At 73.3% G+C, this 19,308-nt stretch carries 18 protein-coding genes; 9 read left to right on the forward strand and 9 right to left on the reverse strand.

The window, feature by feature from the left end:
• The first annotated feature begins 32 nt into the window (after positions 1-32).
• The 3 genes from ACGFZW_RS21430 to ACGFZW_RS21440 are packed head-to-tail and all read left to right on the forward strand — an operon-like array spanning position 33 to position 2,201.
• Entirely contained in the window at positions 33-536 is a 504-nt protein-coding gene (locus ACGFZW_RS21430) for a hypothetical protein (protein ID WP_393894751.1), read from the forward strand.
• A 43-nt stretch (positions 537-579) separates the two neighbouring features.
• A complete protein-coding gene (locus ACGFZW_RS21435) occupies positions 580-1,353 on the forward strand; it encodes a futalosine hydrolase (RefSeq protein WP_393894752.1) in 774 nt (257 codons plus the stop codon).
• The gene (locus tag ACGFZW_RS21440; RefSeq protein WP_393894753.1) at positions 1,350-2,201 is read left to right on the forward strand and encodes a 1,4-dihydroxy-6-naphthoate synthase; all 852 of its coding nucleotides are present in this window, start codon (positions 1,350-1,352) and stop codon (positions 2,199-2,201) included. The genes ACGFZW_RS21435 and ACGFZW_RS21440 overlap by 4 nt, the downstream gene beginning before the upstream one ends.
• A gap of 76 nt (positions 2,202-2,277) precedes the next feature.
• Here ACGFZW_RS21440 and ACGFZW_RS21445 read toward each other — a convergent pair whose 3' ends face one another.
• Entirely contained in the window at positions 2,278-2,661 is a 384-nt protein-coding gene (locus ACGFZW_RS21445) for a cold-shock protein (RefSeq protein ID WP_136740898.1), read from the reverse strand.
• A 249-nt stretch (positions 2,662-2,910) separates the two neighbouring features.
• On the opposite strand from ACGFZW_RS21445, the gene ACGFZW_RS21450 reads away from it, so the two are divergent.
• A complete protein-coding gene (locus tag ACGFZW_RS21450) occupies positions 2,911-3,108 on the forward strand; it encodes a hypothetical protein (protein WP_393894910.1) in 198 nt (65 codons plus the stop codon).
• On the opposite strand, the gene ACGFZW_RS21455 is transcribed toward ACGFZW_RS21450, so the two are convergent.
• Together ACGFZW_RS21455 and ACGFZW_RS21460 are read right to left on the reverse strand one after the other, a co-directional pair.
• On the reverse strand, positions 3,072-3,728 hold the full coding sequence (locus tag ACGFZW_RS21455; RefSeq protein WP_393894754.1) for an HAD family hydrolase: 657 nt from the start codon (positions 3,726-3,728) through the stop codon (positions 3,072-3,074). The two genes, ACGFZW_RS21450 and ACGFZW_RS21455, sit on opposite strands and share 37 nt — an antisense overlap.
• 170 nt (positions 3,729-3,898) lie before the next feature.
• On the reverse strand, positions 3,899-5,137 hold the full coding sequence (locus tag ACGFZW_RS21460; protein ID WP_393894755.1) for a hypothetical protein: 1,239 nt from the start codon (positions 5,135-5,137) through the stop codon (positions 3,899-3,901).
• Between the two features lie 188 nt (positions 5,138-5,325).
• Between ACGFZW_RS21460 and ACGFZW_RS21465 the strand changes: the two genes are divergently transcribed.
• Positions 5,326-7,839: a helicase-associated domain-containing protein gene (locus ACGFZW_RS21465; protein ID WP_393894756.1), complete on the forward strand. Its 2,514-nt coding sequence runs from the start codon at positions 5,326-5,328 to the stop codon at positions 7,837-7,839.
• A 240-nt stretch (positions 7,840-8,079) separates the two neighbouring features.
• Positions 8,080-9,732, forward strand: coding sequence for a DNA repair helicase XPB (locus ACGFZW_RS21470; protein ID WP_393894757.1), 1,653 nt, complete (start codon positions 8,080-8,082; stop codon positions 9,730-9,732).
• Positions 9,733-9,891: 159 nt separating this feature from the next.
• Here the strand turns inward: ACGFZW_RS21470 and ACGFZW_RS21475 are convergent, their stop codons facing one another.
• Together ACGFZW_RS21475 and ACGFZW_RS21480 are read right to left on the reverse strand one after the other, a co-directional pair.
• On the reverse strand, positions 9,892-11,178 hold the full coding sequence (locus ACGFZW_RS21475; RefSeq protein WP_393894758.1) for a glycosyltransferase 87 family protein: 1,287 nt from the start codon (positions 11,176-11,178) through the stop codon (positions 9,892-9,894).
• Positions 11,179-11,537: 359 nt separating this feature from the next.
• Entirely contained in the window at positions 11,538-11,720 is a 183-nt protein-coding gene (locus ACGFZW_RS21480; protein ID WP_393894759.1) for a hypothetical protein, read from the reverse strand.
• Positions 11,721-12,094: 374 nt separating this feature from the next.
• On the opposite strand from ACGFZW_RS21480, the gene ACGFZW_RS21485 reads away from it, so the two are divergent.
• Positions 12,095-14,287 (forward strand): HelD family protein, encoded by a 2,193-nt coding sequence (locus ACGFZW_RS21485; protein ID WP_393894760.1) that lies wholly within the window; start codon positions 12,095-12,097, stop codon positions 14,285-14,287.
• Between the two features lie 93 nt (positions 14,288-14,380).
• Here ACGFZW_RS21485 and ACGFZW_RS21490 read toward each other — a convergent pair whose 3' ends face one another.
• The gene (locus ACGFZW_RS21490; RefSeq protein ID WP_393894761.1) at positions 14,381-15,127 is read right to left on the reverse strand and encodes a copper homeostasis protein CutC; all 747 of its coding nucleotides are present in this window, start codon (positions 15,125-15,127) and stop codon (positions 14,381-14,383) included.
• 355 nt (positions 15,128-15,482) lie between these two features.
• Here ACGFZW_RS21490 and ACGFZW_RS21495 point away from each other — a divergent pair, with 355 nt between their 5' ends.
• Entirely contained in the window at positions 15,483-16,163 is a 681-nt protein-coding gene (locus tag ACGFZW_RS21495; RefSeq protein WP_393894762.1) for a hypothetical protein, read from the forward strand.
• A gap of 202 nt (positions 16,164-16,365) precedes the next feature.
• Positions 16,366-17,613, forward strand: coding sequence for a Cmx/CmrA family chloramphenicol efflux MFS transporter (locus tag ACGFZW_RS21500; RefSeq protein ID WP_393894763.1), 1,248 nt, complete (start codon positions 16,366-16,368; stop codon positions 17,611-17,613).
• Positions 17,614-17,978: 365 nt separating this feature from the next.
• Here ACGFZW_RS21500 and ACGFZW_RS21505 read toward each other — a convergent pair whose 3' ends face one another.
• From ACGFZW_RS21505 to ACGFZW_RS21515, 3 genes are read right to left on the reverse strand one after another with little or no spacing between them, the layout of a single operon-like run.
• Positions 17,979-18,509, reverse strand: coding sequence for a pyridoxamine 5'-phosphate oxidase family protein (locus ACGFZW_RS21505; protein ID WP_393894764.1), 531 nt, complete (start codon positions 18,507-18,509; stop codon positions 17,979-17,981).
• Between the two features lie 49 nt (positions 18,510-18,558).
• A complete protein-coding gene (locus ACGFZW_RS21510) occupies positions 18,559-18,897 on the reverse strand; it encodes a DUF4031 domain-containing protein (RefSeq protein ID WP_393894765.1) in 339 nt (112 codons plus the stop codon).
• Between the two features lie 26 nt (positions 18,898-18,923).
• On the reverse strand, positions 18,924-19,286 hold the full coding sequence (locus tag ACGFZW_RS21515; RefSeq protein ID WP_393894766.1) for a hypothetical protein: 363 nt from the start codon (positions 19,284-19,286) through the stop codon (positions 18,924-18,926).
• Between the last annotated feature and the right edge of the window lie 22 nt (positions 19,287-19,308).

Genomic DNA, 19,308 nt, shown 5'->3' on the forward strand with positions numbered 1-19,308 from the left:
GCCAGAGCTGGGGCGCCCGATAGCCTGCCCGCATGACCGCTGCGTTGATCTCCTGGGGCAAGGGCCGCCGTGCCGCTGCCGCCATCGGTGCCGTGTCCCTGGGTCTCATCACCCTCTCCGCCTGCGAGAAGCCGACCGCCTTGGCGACGGTGACCGTCGGATCCACGACGGTGACGTCCGAGGCCACCGCCGGCTGCGACGGTGACGGCAAGGTTCTCGACAAGAAGACGATCGAGTCCTGCATCACCAAGAAGGGCGGCAAGACGATCACCGTGCGCCCGGGTGAGAAGGTGCGCGTCGGTGTCGAGCCGGACGTCGCCAAGTCCGGCTGGATCGTCATCGGTGGCGGACCCGTCATGCGTGAGCCCAGCAAGGAGACGTACCGCAGCTTCGACTCGGACGAGCTCTTCGCGCAGCAGAACCCGCAGACCGGCCAGACCTCGTACACCAAATCCGTCACGCTCCAGGTGGCCGAGCTCGGCGCCGGCCAGGGCCCCAAGACCATGTGGCACTTCACGCTGAAGCAGAAGGACTGAGTCCTCTGAGGGAGCACCGGCCGGGCGCCCCGAGGGCCGTCTGATGCGGGTACTGGCCGTCACCGCGGTGGCCGCGGAGCGCGACGCCGTGTGCGCCGCGGCGGGGCCCCACGACACCTCGCCGCTGCCCGGCGGATACGACCTGCGGCGCGCGGCCCGGCCGGCCGGCCCGCATCCCGCCGCGACGCTGGACGCACTGGCCGTCGGCGTCGGCCCGGCCGCCGCGGCCGCCGGTACGGCCACCGCGCTCACCGCCGCCGCGCTCGCCGGTGAGCCGTACGACCTGGTCGTCTCGGCCGGTATCGGCGGTGGCTTCGCACCGGGCGCGCCGTTGGGCAGCGTCGTCGTCGCGGACGCGATCGTCGCCGCCGACCTGGGCGCGGAGACACCCGAAGGGTTCGTACCGGTCACCGAACTGGGCTTCGGCACCGTGGCCCACCGCCCCGACCCCGCCCTGGTGAAGGCCGTCGCGTCGGCGTCCGGCGCCGCGACCGGCGCCGTACTGACCGTCTCGACGGTCACCGGCAGCGCCACGCGCGCCGCCGAGCTGGCTGCCCGTCACCCCGGTGCGCTCGCCGAGGCGATGGAGGGGTTCGGCGTCGCCGAGGCCGCCGCCGCGCACGGCGTGGCGGTGCTGGAGATCCGTGCGGTCTCCAACGGCGTCGGCCCCCGTGACCGCGCCTCCTGGCGGATCGGCGAGGCGCTCGCCGCCCTGACCGAGGTGTTCCGGACGCTGCTCGACGCGCTGCCGGCCGCGCCGCCCACCGGCTCCGGACCGGCTCCGGAACAGCCGACATCCCCGAGGAGGACCCCGTGACCCGGCCGCTGGACATCGCGTACTCGCCGTGCCCGAACGACACCTTCGTCTTCGACGCCCTGGCACACGGCCGGGTCCCCGGCGCACCGGAACTCGCGGTCACCTTCGCCGACATCGACCTCACCAACGGCATGGCGGAGCGCGGTGAGTTCGACGTGCTGAAGGTGTCCTACGCGGTGCTGCCGTGGGTGCTGGAGGAGTACGCCCTGCTGCCCTGCGGCGGCGCCCTGGGGCGTGGCTGCGGGCCGCTGGTGCTGACCCGCGAGGCGGGCCGGGCCGCCGACCTGGCGGGCCGGACCGTCGCGGTGCCCAGCGAGCGGTCGACCGCGTATCTGCTGTTCCGGCTGTGGGCCGCGGCCGAGGTGCCGGGCGGCGTCGGCGAGATCGTCGTGCTGCCGTTCCACGAGATCATGCCGGCCGTCCGCGACGGCAAGGTCGACGCGGGCCTGGTCATCCACGAGGCGCGCTTCACGTACCAGGACTACGGGTTGTCCTGCCTGGCCGACATGGGCGAGCACTGGGAGGTCACCACCGGGCTGCCGATCCCGCTCGGCGCGATCATCGCCAAGCGGTCGCTGGGCGCGGACGCGCTGCGTGAGCTCGCCGCGGCCATCCGCACCTCCGTCCGGATGGCCTGGGACGAACCGGAGGTCTCCCGGCCGTACGTGCTGGCGCACGCACAGGAGATGGATCCGGCCGTCGCCGACCAGCACATCGGGCTGTACGTCAACGAGTTCACCGCCGACCTCGGCGAGGACGGCTACGCCGCGGTCCGCGGGCTGCTCACCCGCGCAGCGGCCGAAGGGCTCGTACCGCCCCTCGGCCGCGATGCGCTGAACTTCGTCTGACGCCTTCACGGATCCTGCACGACTTCGCCCCGGCCGCGGTGAACGGCCGGGGCGAGGTGCGTTTCGGGCTGCCGGGTCAGACGTCCAACTGGTCGGCGACCGCGCGCAGCATGCCGGCGATCTTGGAGCCGTGGGCCTTGTCCGGGTAGCGGCCGCGCTCCAGTTGCTGGGTGACGTTCTCCAGCAGCGTGGTGAGGTCCTGCACGATCGAGGCGAGCTCGTCGGGCTTGCGGCGCTGCGCCGCCGCCACCGAGGGGGCGGGGTCGAGGAGGGTGACGGTCAGCGCCTGGTCACCGCGCTGGCCTGCTACGACGCCGAATTCGACGCGCTGGCCCGGCTTGAGTGCGTCCACGCCGTCGGGCAGCACCGACGAGTGCACGAAGACGTCGCCGCCGTCATCGCGGGAGAGAAAGCCGAAGCCCTTCTCGCTGTTGAACCACTTGACCTTGCCGGTAGGCACGTCTGTCCTCGTCCTCGTACTCGTGGGAAAAAAGCTGGCCGGATCACTTGCGGAAATGTGTGGGAAAACGGGTCTGGATAGCACTGCAGCGGGCCGCAGGGCCCGCCACGACACAAGGCTAATGGTCCGGTGCCCGGTGACAAGACGTCGCAGGGTGGTTCCTCTGTGCTTCTGGCCCGGACTTACCCTGGTCAGGTGTCTGACGAAACTCCCCAGGCCGGGGATCTGCTGGTCCGAATCGGCGCGATCATGTTCCTTGTTGGCGCGCTGGCCACTCTCGCCACGGTGACGCCGCTGTTCATCGGGACCGAGCCGCTGCCGTCCGCCTTCTACTGGGTCTGCATGCTGATGGGCGCCGGGTTCCTCGTCGCCGCGGCGGGCGTGATCCGGTCCGCCGTGGCCCAGCGCCGTCAGGCGGAGGCGGCGTCGGCGCCCTCGGTCACGTAACCGCCGTTTGCGATGTACCGCTCCAGCCAGGCCGGGAAGGCGATCAGGTCGTCGAGCACGACGTCGGCGCCGGCCGCGCGGAGCTCGGCAGCCGCGCAGGGGCCGGTGGCCACGGCCACGGACAGCGCGTCAGCGGCGCGTGCCCCGCGGACGTCACCGGTGTGGTCACCGACGTAGATCTGCGCGCCGTGCTCACGCAGGGCGTCCGCCTTGGCCTCCGCCCACAGCGAGCCGACGACGGCGTCCGGCTCGATGCCGAGGTGCTGCAGATGCAGCTTCGCGTTCGGTTCGAATTTCGCCGTGACGACCACGGCCCGGCCGCCCGCCGCGCGCACCGCGGCGATGGCCTCCGGGGCCCCCGACATGGCCGGCGATCCCGTGATGGCGTGCTCGGGGTACAGCGCGCGGTAGACCTCGCTGATCTCGGCCACCCGCTCCTCGGGGAACCAGTGGCGGATCTCCTGCTCCAGCGGCGGTCCCAGCCGGGTGACGGCCAGGTCGGCGTCGACGAAGGTGCCGGTCCGGGCGGACAGCGCCTGGAATGCCGCCTTGATGCCCGGGCGGGAGTCGATCAGCGTCATGTCGAGGTCGAATCCGACCGTCAGTGGGTGCGCAGCCATGCCCGCCATTGTGCCTGCCATGGCCAGCGCCCCGGAAACGCGTGGTGAGGCGTTCGTTGCGCCGCGGTGTGCATCGCGCGCACACCGGCGACGACGGGCCGGCGCCGGGCGCGGCCGGAGGGGCGTACGACCGAGGAGACCTGCGGCCGGTCCGGCTCACCGCGCGTCCGTCACCTCGGGGTCCGCCTCATCCGCCACACCAGGAACAGGGCGGAGGCGACAGCCGCGACCCGGGCCACCGCCGGAAGTCCGTCGGCGAGTTCCTGCCCGAGCCGGCCCTGCGCGATCGGATCGCCCCAGCGCCCGTCGAACCGCCCCCACAGCCACACCATCAGGCCGCCCGCGACGACCCCCGGCACACCGAGCGCCGCGAACTTCGCCTCCGTCCGGCTCAGCCGCCGAGAGACATACGCCAGCCCCCAGCCTCCGGCCAGCGCGAGCCAGGACCCCAGCAGGGCACCTGCGGCCAGCAGCAGGACCGCCAGCGACAGCACCGGGCTCAGCGGCGCCCGAGCGACCACCTCCGGGGCGGCCGTCTCGTCCGCGGTCTCCGCCTCGGGCTGGTCGGCCGCTGCCGCGCCGCGCCGTCGGCCGAGCGCTTTGCGCAGCATCCCGGGAAGGGCGCCCGCCCCACCGGCCGTCGCCTCGGCGTCCGGCGCGGCACCGTCATCCGTTCCGGCCTTCTTGAGGGAGAGCGGGTCCTCGCCCGGGGGCCGTTCCCAGATCTCCGGGATCTCGATGCCCCCGACGAATCCGGGCACGGTCTCCCCCGGCCCGAACGGCGACGCCTCCACCCGCCACCAGTCGGGCCCGCCGGTCGTGTCGCCCAGTTCGGCGGCGCTCGCCAGATGCGGCGGTGAGGCGGTCTGGCCCAGGTCGGGCAGCGGCGGCCGCTCGGGGCGGCCGGGCTTCTTCAGGAAGCCGAATCCGGAGGACGGGGCGAATCCGGACCCGGACCCCTCACGCGGCGCGGGCACTTTGCCGGTCAGGCCGGACAGCCCGCTGCGCCAGGCCAGGCCGCTGAGCTTCTGCCGCGGGGTGGACAAGGGCCGGCCTGCGGGCCGCGACGGCCGGGTGCCCGGCGAGGACTCCGGCGCCCCGGAGGAATCGGGTGCATCCGGGAGGAGCGGCACCGCGGGGCCCGCCGACGCGTCGTCCTCAGGAGCGCGGGGGCTCCCCACGGCCGGGCCCTCGCCCGATCCCGCGGCCGCCACCACCGCCTCCGGTGTCCCCAGCCGCGACAGAATCCGCCGCACACCCGGGACCGAGTCGGCCTTCTGTGCGTCTATCTCGGCCCGCAGCGTGGCCACCAGCCGCATGCGTGCGGCCGACGGCAGACCCCGCTGCTGGGCCAGGTCGCCCACCCGGCTCAGATAGTCAAAGACGAGCTGATCGCTCTCGATCCCCACGAAATCCCCTGCGGCATGCGCTGGTTGCTGTTTCGACGGTACCCCGTCGATCGGCGTGCGGGCCGCAGGTTCCCGGTGACGGCGCGGGCAGCGGCCCGGGCCGGGCGCGCGGCTCGGCAGCGGCGTACGACGGGCCGCGCGGCGCCGGACGGTGCCCCCGCCTCCCCCGCACCGCTAACGTAGGACGAATGACCGGTACACCCCGCACCCTCGCCGAGGAGCTCAGGACCCGCACCGACAGCGGGCTCGTCGGCCTGCTGCGGGCCCGGCCCGATCTGCTCAATCCGGTACCGGGCGATGTCACCCAGCTGGCCACCCGGGCCGGCACCCGGGCGTCGGTCGTGCGCGCCGTGGAGCGGCTCGACCGGTTCGTGCTGCAGGCCGCCGAGGCGCTGGCGGTGGCCCCCGACCCGTGCCCGTACGCCACCCTCGACGCCCTGATGGGCGGGGACGCGGGGGACGACGCGGTCGCCGCTGAGCTGCCGCGCGCGGTGGCCGAGCTGCGGGCTCAGGCGCTGGTGTGGGGCCCGGACGACCGGCTGCGGCTGGTGCGTACGGCCCGTGAGCTGCTCTCCCCGAGCGCCACCCATCCCTCACCGACGGGCCTGGGCCCGACGGTCGCCGAGGCCACCGCCGGGATGTCCCCCACGCGGCTGCAGGAGATCATCGCCGCGGTCGGGCTGCCCGCGACCCATGACCCGGTGAGCGCGGTCGCCGCCCTGACCGCCCTGTTCACCGACCGCACGCGGATGGCGGAGCTGCTGGACACCGCCCCCGCGGAGTCGGTCGCGGTGCTCGACAGGCTGCTGTGGGGGCCGCCCTACGGCGCGGTCACCGAGCGGCCTGCGCCGCATCTGACGTGGCTGCTCGACCGCGGTCTGCTGCTTCCCGCGGGGGCGCGCAATGTCGTGCTGCCCCGGGAGGCGGCGCTGCATCTGCGGGGCGGGCGCGCCCACCGCTCTCCGGAACCGATGCCGCCCCCGCTCGCCCCGGCGACGGAACGTGATCCACAGCTTGTGGACAACGCCGCCGCGAGCCAGGCGTTCACCGCGCTGGCGACCGTCGAGGAACTGCTGAAGGAATGGGACCTCGGCGGGCCGTCCGTGCTGCGCGCCGGCGGCCTGAGCGTGCGCGACCTCAAGCGGACCGCGGTCGCCCTGGACACCTCCGAGCAGCTCGCCGCCTTCTGGCTGGAACTGGCTTACGCGGCCGGGCTGGTGGCCTCCGACGGTGAGGCCGACGAGCGGTACGCCACCACGCCCGCCGCCGAGGAGTGGCTCGAACTGCCCGATCACGAGCGCTGGGCCGTGCTCGCGGCCGGCTGGCTCTCCGCCACCCGAACACCGGGTGTCGTCGGCACCGCCGACGCGAAGGGCCGGGCGCTCGCCGCGCTGGGCCCCCACCTCGACCGCTCCCCGGCCCCCGAGGTCCGCCGCCGCGCCCTCGCCCTGCTCGGCTCCCTCCCGCCCGGCACGTCCGTCCCGCCCACCGCCGTCCTGTCCCGGCTGCGCTGGGAGCGCCCCCTGCGGGGCGCGGGCACGGCACAGTCCGCCGGCCCGACGGCCGCCACGACGGGCGAAGGACCGGGCGCCGCGTCCTCCCCCGCCGACGACCTGCGCTCCCGCCTCGCCCAATGGGCACTGGCGGACGCCGAGTTGCTCGGGGTGACCGGTCGCGGCGCGCTCTCCGCGCACGGCCGCGCCCTGATCGACGCGGCGACCGCGTCGGCGCACCCGACCACCGCGGAGACCCGCGCCGCCGCGAACCGCGCCGCCTCGCTCCTCGCGCCCCTCCTCCCGGAACCGCTCGACCACGTCCTGCTCCAGGCGGATCTGACCGCGGTCGCCCCCGGCCCGCTGCGCCGCCCGCTCGCCGAGGCGCTCGGCGTGCTCGCCGACATCGAGTCCAAGGGCGGCGCGACGGTCTACCGCTTCACGCCGGGTTCCGTGCGGCGCGCCCTGGACGCCGGCCGCTCCGCCGCCGAACTCCAGGAGTTCCTCACCACCCACTCCAGGACGCCCGTACCCCAGCCGCTGGCCTACCTGATCGAGGACGTGGCCCGTAAGCACGGTCGGCTGCGGATCGGCGCGGCCGCCGCGTACGTCCGCTGTGACGACGACGCGCTGCTCTCCGAGATCCTCGCCGACCGCCGCGCCATCGCCCTGCGGCTGCGCCGCCTGGCCCCGACGGTGCTGGCCGCCCAGACCTCGCCCGACCAACTCCTCGACGGCCTGCGGTCGATGGGCTACGCCCCGGCCGCCGAGTCCGCCGAGGGCGACGTCCTGATCGCCCGCGCCGACTCCTACCGGACCGCGCCGCGCACGGCGCCCGCCCCGGTCCCCGACGGCCCGCCGTCCCCCGATCCCACCCTGCTCGACGCGGCCGTACGCGCGATCCGCGCCGGCGACCTCGCCGCGACCGCGGAGCGCAAGCCGGTGCACGCGCCCGCCCCCGCGTCCGGCGCGCTCCCCCGCACCACCTCGGCCGAGACCCTCGCCACGATGCAGGCCGCGGTCCTCACCAGCTCCGCCGTGTGGATCGGCTACGTCAACGCCGACGGCGCCGCCAGCCAACGCGTGATCGCGCCGGTGCGGGTGGAAGGCGGCTTCGTCACGGCCTACGACCACACCTCCGACGAGGTCCGCACCTACCCGCTGCACCGCATCACGGGCGTGGCTGAGCTGGCGGACGACTCGGTCTGAGAGCGGGCGGGGCCGCGAGAAGGCATGGATTCCCCCGGCGCATGCGCGGCTTTCCGTCGGTTTTCCGGGCGCCCGCGGGAATCCCCGTACCGCGGCGGAACGCTGAAGACAGTGGCGGCGGGGAGGTGCCCCGCCGGCCCGTCGTACGGGCGGTCCCGGCCGGGTGGGTTGCGGCGATGCGGCACACTGGACGTTTGGCCGTATCTGCGGCCGATGCCCGGGAAGCGAAAGGCGAGGCGCGTGAACGGACCTCTCATCGTCCAGAGCGACAAGACGCTGCTTCTGGAGGTGGACCACGAGCTGGCGGACGCGTGCCGGCGGGCCATCGCGCCCTTTGCCGAGCTCGAACGCGCCCCGGAGCACATCCACACCTACCGCGTCACACCCCTCGGGTTGTGGAACGCGCGGGCGGCCGGGCACGACGCCGAGCAGGTCGTCGACGCGCTGGTGCAGTACTCGCGATACCCCGTACCGCACGCTCTGCTGGTGGACATCGCGGAGACGATGTCCCGCTACGGGCGCCTCACCCTCACCAAGCACCCCGCACACGGTCTGGTGCTGACCACCACCGACCGCCCGGTACTGGAGGAGATCCTCCGGTCGAAGAAGGTACAGCCACTGGTCGGGGCCCGGCTGGACCCGGATTCCGTCGTGGTGCACCCCTCCGAGCGCGGCCAGATCAAGCAGACGCTGCTCAAGCTGGGCTGGCCGGCCGAGGACCTGGCGGGATACGTCGACGGCGAGGCCCACGACATCGCGCTCGCCGAGGACGGCTGGGCACTGCGGCCTTACCAGCAGCAGGCCGTGGAGGGGTTCTGGCACGGCGGCTCGGGCGTCGTGGTGCTGCCCTGCGGCGCGGGCAAGACGCTGGTCGGTGCGGGCGCGATGGCGCAGGCCAAGGCGACCACGCTGATCCTGGTGACGAACACCGTCTCGGCCCGGCAGTGGAAGCACGAGCTGGTGAAGCGGACGTCGCTGACCGAGGACGAGATCGGCGAGTACAGCGGCACGAAGAAGGAGATCCGGCCGGTCACCATCGCCACCTACCAGGTGCTGACGACCAAGCGGAAGGGCGTCTACCCGCACCTGGAGCTGTTCGATTCGCGGGACTGGGGGCTGATCATCTATGACGAGGTGCACCTCCTGCCCGCGCCCGTCTTCAAGTTCACCGCCGACCTCCAGGCCCGGCGGCGGCTGGGGCTGACCGCGACGCTGGTGCGTGAGGACGGCCGGGAGTCGGACGTCTTCTCGCTGATCGGCCCCAAGCGCTTCGACGCTCCGTGGAAGGAGATCGAGGCGCAGGGGTACATCGCGCCCGCGGACTGTGTCGAGGTGCGGGTCAATCTGACCGACTCCGAGCGCCTCGCGTACGCGACGGCCGAGACCGAGGAGAAGTACCGCTTCTGCGCGACCACCGCAAGCAAGCAGCGGGTGACCGAGGCGCTGGTCCGCAAGCACCAGGGCGAGCAGACGCTGGTCATCGGGCAGTACATCGACCAGCTGGACGAGCTGGGTGAGCATCTGGACGCCCCGGTGATCAAGGGCGAGACGAGCAACGCGCAGCGCGAGAAGCTGTTCGGGGCCTTCCGGGAGGGCGAGATCTCCGTCCTGGTGGTCTCGAAGGTCGCGAACTTCTCCATCGACCTGCCCGAGGCGACGGTCGCGATCCAGGTCTCCGGCACCTTCGGCTCGCGCCAGGAGGAGGCCCAGCGGCTGGGCCGGGTGCTGCGTCCGAAGGCGGACGGGCACGAGGCGCGGTTCTACTCGGTCGTCGCCCGCGACACCATCGACCAGGACTTCGCGGCCCACCGCCAGCGCTTCCTGGCCGAGCAGGGGTACGCGTACCGGATCGTCGACTCCCATGACCTGCTGTCGGCGGACGAGGACGTCTGAGGTCGCCCGGGACCGCGCGGGTGGCCTGCCGCCCGCTTGATCAGCAAGCGGTCGGGCTGCCCCCGGCGGGGCGAACGGCGCGACCTGCGCCAGAAGCCGAGCAGCATGCGGGTGCAGCCCGTCCGGCGCGCAGCCGGATCCGGGGCCGCTGCCGGGTGTTCAGCCCGCCCGGGACCGCGTGCTCAGGGGTTCGTGATCGGTGCGGGGCAGCGGGATGTGGCCGGGGCCGCCGAGGGGCGGCGACCCACCGCGCGTCCACCAGGCCATCGCCACCAGGAACGCCAGGCCGAACAAGGGGTAGGGCGCTGCGAGCAGCTGCTGCCACCAGGAGAAATACAGGTCGAGGTCGCCGGCGTGCGGCACCACCCACAGCGTGCGGGCGGTGAAGGCGAGGGTGACGACGGCCAGGAGGGCGCGGCGCCGTGGCATGCCGCGGGTGTGTGCCGCGAGCGCGGCGAGCAGCGGTACGCACCAGACCCAGTGGTGGGACCAGCTGATCGGCGAGACCAGCAGCGCCGTGACGGCCGTGATCAGCACGCCCCAGTTGTCGAGCCCCCGCCTCCGGTGGGCCCGGCGGGCGATGAAGAGCCCGGCGCCTGCCGTGAGCAGCGCCGGGACGGCCCACAGGATTCCGGGTTCGGGGTCGTGCAGCGCGCGGGCGATCAGCCCCTGGAGGGACTGGTTGTCGACGATCCACGCCTTGCCGACCCGGCCGGTCTCGAACATCCGCCGCGTCCAGAACTCGATGCTCGGGCCCGGCAGGACCAGCACGCCGACCAGGACCGAGCCGAGGAATCCGGCGAGGGCGGAGCACGCCGCCCGCACCCGGCCGGTGACGAGGAGGTATACCGCGAAGATCGCGGGCGTGAGCTTGATCCCGGCCGCGACGCCGACGGCGAAGCCCTTGAAACGGGCACCGTCCGGCCGGGAGAGGTCCCACAGGACCAGGCAGGCGAGGGCGAGGTTGATCTGCCCGAAGACGAACGTCTGGAAGACCGGTTCGAGCCAGAGGCCCAGGGCGGTCGCGGCGAGCAGGGTGGGCGCGGTGTGGGCGGCCTTGCGCAGGCCGGCCGCCTTGCAGGACAGGTGGATCAGCAGTGCGAGAAGCCCGGCGTTGACGAGGACACAGGCCACTTTGAGGGTGCCGAGCGAGATCCACGTCGTGGGGATGAACAGGAGGGCGGCGAAGGGCGGGTACGTGGCCGGTAGTGCCCACTTCGTGACCGTGAAGCCGTAGAGGTCACCGCCGGCCGCGGCGGCTTCCCCCTCCGCGCGGTAGACGACTATGTCGGACATCGGCAGCGGCTGGACCGTATAGAGCAGCCACAATCCGGCGAAGGAGGCCACCAGCAGGGCTGTCGCCAGGAGCAGCCTGCCGGGTCTCGCGACGCTCAGCGCCCAGGTGCGTCTCCACGTCCACGTTCGTCCCCCGTCGGCGGCAGACACCCGTTGTCCCCTTCTCGTCGCCCTGAGCGCGCTCTCTGCGGCGACGCTAGTGGATCGGAGCCGACCGTCCGTAACGGTTTCCGGTCATCCGGGTGTCTGCTCGGGGCCGGCTCTTGCGCGTGATTGTGCGCGGTGTGCGCGGCCTTGTCCGTGGGGCGCGCGGAGAGGTGCGTGTGCGCTCCGGACACGGGGCGCCGGGGTTTTTGCGCGGGCGGGGCGTTGCGGGGCGTTACGTGAGGGGTTTACGGCAGAAGGGCGGGCGGGCGGCGAGAGGTACCCGCGTGGTGCGGCGAGTCGGCGGGTCGGCGGGTCGGCGGGGCAAGGCGGCCGCGGAGAAGCGCCCCGTCCATCGTCAGGCGTCAATCGTCGGCATGATCGTCATGGCCGTACTCGCCCAGGACGGCGACGCTGAAGGCGGCCGCGACGAAGACCTTGACCGCGCGGAGCGCGTTGCCCAGCACATGGCGGTGGTGTCCGCCATGTGTGGGTGCGCCTCCCAGGGCCGTCGCGCCGGCGGCGCCACGCGGGGAGGTCGGGCTCACAGGGACTGGGTGAAAGGCTGCACTGCTCATGTCTCCATGATGGATTTCACGCGATTGCCGCACATCGGTCCATGGGTCCATCCCGAGAGGGCCGGACGTCAGACTCCCGGCCTATTCCCACCCCTACGGGACTACGAGGTGGCCTCGGGGTCTCCCGCGCGGTGCCGGACGCCGAATATCCGTTGGCGCCCGGAATGCCCGCTGACTACAATCGCGCGTCTGCCCTGCCTCCCGTCGAGGAGTGCCGCCGACCGGACGGAAACCGGCCGGTCCTTCGCTGCACGCTGATGACCCGCCCGACGCACCGCCCCGGCCGACCGTGCCCGCTTCCGTGGCGCGCGCCCGCCGCAGTACATCTCACCGGAGGCAACGCCGTGCCCTCGCACGCCCACCCGTCACCCGCCACCGACCCGACCGCGGCCACCCCGGCACCGCCCGAGACCGCTGCCGCCGACGGCGGAGCGCATCCGCTCGGGCCGGAAGCCCCCCGGGCCGAAGAGTCCGGCCCCCACGCCGACCCCCTGCAACGCGAGCGCGCCCATCTCGCCTCCTCCCGCGCCGCGCTCCGGGCCATGCGCGAGGACGCCGAGGCGCTGAACATCGCCGACGTCACCGCCAACTGGGTCAACGCCGAGGTGCTCCAGGGCGAGATCGACGCCCGGATCAAGGCGCTGGCCGATCTCTCGCACACCCCGCTCTTCTTCGGTCGGCTCGACTATCTGCACGCCCCGGGCATCGACCTCGCCGAGGGGGCGGCGGGCGAAGACTTCTACATCGGACGCCGCCATGTGCACGACGCCGACGGCGACCCGATGGTCATCGACTGGCGCGCGCCCGTCTCCCAGCCGTTCTACCGGGCCTCGAAGAAGAACCCGATGGACCTCGAACTGCGCCGCCGTTTCGGTTACACCGGCGGCGAGTTGACCGCGTACGAGGACGAGCACCTCACCGACCCGGCGGAGGCCGAGCAGAGCAGCAAGCTGCTGCAGACCGAGATCGAGCGGCCGCGCGTGGGCCCGATGCGCGACATCGTCGCGACCATCCAGCCGGAGCAGGACGAGATCGTGCGTGCCGGGCTCGGCGGCACCGTCTGCGTCCAGGGGGCACCGGGCACCGGCAAGACCGCGGTCGGCCTGCACCGTGTCGCCTATCTGCTGTACGCGCACCGCGAGCGGCTGGCCCGCTCCGGCACCCTCGTCATCGGCCCGAACCGCTCCTTCCTGCACTACATCGAGCAGGTGCTGCCGGCCCTGGGCGAGCTGGAGGTCAAGCAGGCCACCGTCGACGACCTGGTCGGGCATGTGGAGGTGCGCGGCTCGGACGACGCGACCGCGGCGACGATCAAGGGCGACGCCCGTATGGCCGAGGTGCTCCGGCGTGCCGTCCGCTCCCACATCACGATGCCGCAGGAACCCTGCATGGTCGTCCGCGGCTCCCGCCGCTGGCGCGTACCCGCCTATGAACTCGAAGAGATCGTGCGGGAGTTGATGGCACGCGACATTCGCTACGGCGCTGCCCGTGACGCGCTGCCGCAGCGGATCGCGCATGCCGTACTGGTCCGCATGGAGCAGGCCGGCGAGGCGCCGGACGACCGCGTGCAGGACGCGGTGGCCCGCAACGCCGCCGTGAAGGCCGCGGTCAAGGCGGTCTGGCCGCCGGTCGATCCGGCGAAGCTGGTGCTACGGCTGCTGGGGGACGCGGAGTTCCTGGCCGAGCAGGCCGAGGGCATCCTGACACCGGAGGAGCAGAAGGCGATCCTGTGGGCCAAGCCGGCCCGGAGCGTGAAGAGCGCCAAGTGGTCCGCAGCGGATGCGGTGTTGATCGACGAAACCATGGACGTGGTGGCGCGCACGCCGTCCCTGGGCCATGTGGTCCTCGACGAGGCGCAGGACCTCTCGCCCATGCAGTACCGCGCGGTGGGACGACGCTGCACGACGGGTTCGGCGACGGTCCTCGGCGACATCGCCCAGGGCACGACCCCGTGGGCGACGAACACCTGGGAGGACGCACTGGCCCACCTGGGCAAGCCGGGGTCGACGGTCGAGGAGCTGACCCAGGGCTTCCGGGTGCCGCGCGAGGTCATCGCGTACGCGTCCAGGCTGCTGCCGGCCATCGCCCCCGACCTGACGGAGGCGACCTCGATCCGTGAGTCCGCGGGCGACTTCGAGGTACGCACCGTAGCGCCCGAGGACCAGGACTCCGCCGTACTCGCCGCCTGCCACGAGTCCCTGGCGAAGGAGGGATCCATCGGCCTGATCGCCGCCGAGGCCCGGATCCCCGCACTGCGCGCCGACCTGGAGAAGGCCGGCGTGGCCTGCCTGGCGCCGGGCGAGGAGACCTCTGCCGAGTCCCGGCTGACGCTGGTGCCCGCCACGCTCGCCAAGGGCCTGGAGTACGACTACGTGGTGCTGGACGAACCGGCGGCGATCGTCGACGGCGAGCCGGACGAGCGCACCGGCCTGCGCCGGCTGTACGTCTGCCTGACCCGCCCGGTGTCCGGCCTGACCGTGGTGCACGCCGCGCCACTGCCCACGCAGTTGGGCGGCACGCTGCCACAGCAGCGGTAGGAGGAGAGGTGGGGGTTGACCCCACCCGGCCCCTGGCGCCGGCGCTCCGGCGCCGGGGCCGTTTTTCCGCGGCCTCCGCAGCCTCCGTGGCCGTTACGCCGGTGCTCCGTCCAGCACTCCGTCCAGCGCGTCGCGCCACTGCCGGACGGCAGCCACATCGACCGGGGCCGACCAGCCGGCGGGGCGGGCCGCGCCGCCGATGTGGAACGCGTCGATGCCGGCCGCGCGCAGTTCCGGCAGGTGGCCGAGCCCGAGGCCGCCGCCGACCAGGATGCGCGGCGCGTACCCGGATTCGCCCGCTGCCGTACGGCTCTGCTCGGCCAGGAGCGTCGGCAGCCCCGCGTCGACCCCTTGGGCAGCACCGGCCGTGAGGAACGTGTCGAGTCCCGTCGCCGTACCGGAGGAGCCGGACACCGCGCAGTGCGCCGCCAGCTCCTTGCGCAGCGCGTCGCGGTCCGCGGCCCGGTCGATGGCCCGGTGGAAGGTCCAGCGGCAGCCCTCGATCACCTCGGCCAGCGCCCGTACCGCGACGAGATCCGGCCGCCCGTCCGGGGTCAGGAAGCCGAGCACGAACTCCTCGGCGCCCTCCGCGCGCAGCGCCGCGGCCTCCTCGCACAGCGCCGCCACGTCACCGGCGGCGAAGCCGTCGGAGGACCGCAGCATCACCCGCAGCGGAATGTCGACGGCCGCCCGGATGGCCGCGAAGGTGCTCCGGGGCGGCGTCAGCCCGTCGGCCGCCATATCGGTGACCAGTTCGAGGCGGTCGGCTCCACCGGCCTGGGCGGCGACCGCGTCCTCCGGGCCGAGCGCGATCACCTCCAGGAGTGCGCGCTTGCTCATGTGACCCCAATCCTCCGACGACGACGTGACAAGCCATGACGTAACGAGACGAACAGACACCGGACGGGACGCGAGGCGCCACGAGGCCGAGTGGGCGACAGGTCTAGTCCAATATCCAGCGTAAGGGGTGGCCCGGACCGCCGGTGCCACATCGGCCGGGGACGCGGCGGAAACCACCGGTGTGTACCAAGCACGGGCCTGTCCCTCCGGGCCCGCGCGGGCCGGTTCGGCGGGACTGCCCGAGCTCGGGGGCGGACGTCCGGGACACCGTCGGCGACGCGCACCGGCGCGAGGCGGCGTGCCATGGACCGGACAGTTCGCGCCCCTCACCCGCCCCCGAGGCACAATTGCGGGCATGACTCCCGTGTCCCGAACGGCGCGCACCACCGACCTCGCGCCGGAGCTGCGCAGGCGCTGGGCCATGACCGTGGCAGAGGCCCGTGGCACCAAGGGGGCCGAGGACCCCGACCCCGACCCGTACGCGGAGAACCTCCTGGCCCGGTGGGACGAGCCGCAGCGGCGCTACCACACCAGCCATCACCTGGCCGACGTCCTGCATCACATCGACGAACTGTCCGACTGCGCCCTGGATTTGGCCACCGTCCAGTTGGCGGCCTGGTTCCACGACGCGGTCTACCGGCCGGACCGTTCCGAGAACGAGGAGCGCAGCGCGGCCCTCGCCGAACGCGCCCTGCCCGAGCTGGGCGTCGACGCGGCGCGGACGGCCGAGGTGGCCCGCCTGGTGCGCCTGACCAGCACCCACGATCCGGCGCCCGAAGACCTCGACGGCGCGGTGCTGTGCGACGCCGATCTCGCCGTGCTCGCCGGTTCACCCGAGGGGTACGCGGCCTATGCCGCCGCCGTCCGCGAGGAGTACGCGTTCGTGCCGGATCCCGACTTCGTTGTCGGCCGGTCCGCGGTGCTGCGTCAACTGCTCTCCCTGCCGCGCCTGTTCAGGACGCCGCTGGCGTACGACTGGTGGGAGCACATCGCCCGCCGCAACCTGGCCACCGAACTCGACCTGCTGAGCGGCTGAGCAGCTGAGCGGGAGCGTGCGGCGCCGATCTTCATGGGTCTCCTGGAGTGGCGCCGGCGCGGGCCGTGACGTCCCTGCGCATGGCGCTCTCATGACGGCCGTCACCGCGCGGCCATGAGTACGGGCGCGACATGGGCAAGGTCACCCGCTCCGGCAGCTCCGAGGGGGAATGTCAGCGGCTTCACCGCTGTTGGTTGCTGTCATGCCTGCTCCTTCCGAACGCGCCCGCATGCCCATAGCCGTCTACATCCTCGGCCTGTCCGTCTTCGCGCTCGGCACGAGCGAATTCATGCTCTCCGGGATCCTCCAGCCGCTCGCCCGTGACCTCGGGGTCTCCATCCCGCAGGCCGGACTGCTGGTCTCGGCGTTCGCGATCGGCATGGTGGTCGGCGCCCCCGTGCTGGCCGCCGCCACCCTGCGGCTGCCGCGCCGGACGACGCTGATCGCCCTGCTGGCGTTGTTCGGCCTCGGTCAGGTGGCGGGTGCGCTCGCCCCCTCGTACGGCGTGCTGTTCGCCTCGCGGGTGGTGAGCGCACTGGCCTGCGCCGGTTTCTGGGCCGTGGGCGCGGCGGTCGCCGTCTCGCTGGTGCCGGTGACCGCGCGGGCCCGCGCGATGGCCGTGATGGTCGGCGGCCTGAGCATCGCGAACATCGCCGGAGTCCCGGCCGGCGCGCTCCTCGGGCAGCACGCGGGCTGGCGGGCGGCGTTCTGGGCGGTCGCGGGACTCGCAGCGATCGCCCTGATCGGCGTGATCGCGCTGGTGCCGCGTACGGCCGTGCCCACGGGCGACGACCGGCCGCAGCTGCGCCGTGAACTGACCATCTACAAGGACAAGCAGGTCTGGCTCGCCCTGACCGCCACGGCCATGAACGGCGCTGCCGTCTTCGCGCTCTTCTCCTACCTCTCGCCGCTGCTCACCGACACCGCGGGGCTCGCCGAGAGCTGGGTCCCGACGGTGCTCGCGCTGTTCGGCGTCGGGGCGCTGATCGGTACGTTCACCGGGGGCCGGATCGCCGACGCGCATCTCTTCGGGACGCTGTTCGCCGGCATCTCCGCCTCCACGGTCGTCCTGGCCGTCCTGGGGCTGACCGCGCACAGCCCGGTCGCCGCGGTCCTGCTCGCCCTGCTGCTCGGTGTCACCGCGTTCGCCACGGCCCCGGCACTCAACGCCCGGATGTTCAACGTCGCGAATGCCGCGCCCACGCTGGCCGGCGCGACCACCACCGCCGCGTTCAACATCGGCAATACGCTCGGCCCCTGGCTCGGCGGCCTGACCATCGGCGCGGGCTGGGGATACCCGTCCGTCGCCTGGACCGGTGCGGCCCTGGCGGCGGTCGCCGTCGGCACCACCGCCATCGCCTACCGGCTGCACCGCTCGCCCCACCCCTCGCGCCTCGTCGCCTCCTCGGGGGTCGTCATCACCAAGCCCGAGAACGCCGACCGGCACTGACCGAAGCGGGCGGAAGGCGGCACTGACCGGCAGGGCCGGCACGGGCGGGCACCGGTCGACCCGTGCGGTCAGTTTCTCCTGACACCGACCGCATGGGGTGATGTCCACCAGGCACCGACCGCGCGAGGATCGGCGCTACCCGGTGACCCGGAGGACCTCCCCTGCTGGGGCGGGCACGGACCGGGTCGGCGCCGCACCCGCGCACCCCTGGTCGCTGTGTCGGCAGTCTCTGGGGCCTGCTGCGTGCGCCAGTGTCTTTCGGCGCAGCGCCTGCCCGTGTGACGCCGGCCGGCTGCCTCTGCGCCTGCGTCGAGGGGGCCGCTCCGCCAGCCCTTGCCGGCCCGGCGCTCCTCTGCCCCGCCCCCTCACCTCTGCCCGTCGAAGCTCCAGCGGGTCTGGCTGTAGGTCTCCCCGCGGCCGAAGCCGAAGGCCCGCACGGGCTCGACCCGGAAGACGTCGGCACGGTCGCCGGCGCCGTAGAACGCGCCGTCGCGCACGTCGAAGTGCCAGTCGCTGCCGTACTTGGCGGCGTACAGGTCAGCCAGCCCGCGCAGCGTGGTCTCGTCCTGGACCTGTACCGCCTCCCCTTCGATGATCACGTCGAGTCCGGCATGCAGGTCGTTGCCGCCGGCCGTGGAGGTGGTCAGCACGCACCGGGCGTTGGCCGTGAGGTTCTTGGCCTTGCGCTCGTCCGGGCCCGTGCAGAAGTGGAGGGCGTCGTCCGCCCAGACGGCGAGCAGCGGGGTGACGTGCGGGCGGCCGTCGGGCCGGACGGTGCTGAGCCAGAAGATCTCCGCCTCCGTCAGGCCGCCCACCGCCGTGGACCACGCGGTGGGGGTGGCGTCCTCGCTGCTGAACCTGGTGGTGAGCGTGGTGGCCGGTTCCCTGGCTGACATGGCTGTCCCTTTCGGTGCGGCGCACGAAACTGGCCCCATCGTGCGCGGGCTACCCGCCGCCCCGGCGGTGCGACGCGCCGCCAGTGGGCTCGTCGGGCACGCCCTCCCGCCCCGTGGCCGCCGGCCCAGGGCGGTGTTTGGGCCTGCGCAGCCCCGCGGCCGTCAGCAGGCGGACGAGCTCCTTGCTGCCGATCTCCACCGCCCCGGCGCGCACCGCGTCGGTGTACCGCTCCTCGGGCAGGTCGTAGTGATCGCGCTCGAACGCCCGCCTGGGCGCGCCGATGGCGGCCGCGAAGCTGTGCAGCTCCTCGAAGGAGGTGTCACTGACCAGGTGCGACCACATCCGTCCGTGGCCCGGCCACGTCGGCGGATCGATATAGATCGCCACGTCAGCTCTCCGGCCCGGTCATCGCGTCAGCCCTCGGTGGGGGTGCGCAGCCTGCCGACGCGGGCCACCGCGACCGCCGTCTTGGGGCAGACCCAGTGCGGATCGGGCCCCAACTCCGGCTCGACATCCAGCGCGTGAGGGTCCCCGGACTGGGTGCATACGGGGCACAGCGGCCAGCGGCCGTACCTCTCCAGCAACGCGTCCTGGACGTCCTGCGCTATCAGTCCCGCGACGAATCCGACACCTTCAGGCCACTGCTCGACCCACCATCGGCGGTGGACGACCGCGTCCTCGACGAGCGAGACGATGTCGGCGTCCGCGACGTCGTCCGCCATCAGGTCGGCGAGGACCAGCGCTCGCGCGGCATGCAATGCCTGTTCCAGCTCCATGCCGTCCATTGTCTCGCGGACC

It is taken from the genome of Streptomyces sp. NPDC048248, assembly GCF_043201875.1.
Classification (GTDB): Bacteria; Actinomycetota; Actinomycetes; order Streptomycetales; family Streptomycetaceae; genus Streptomyces.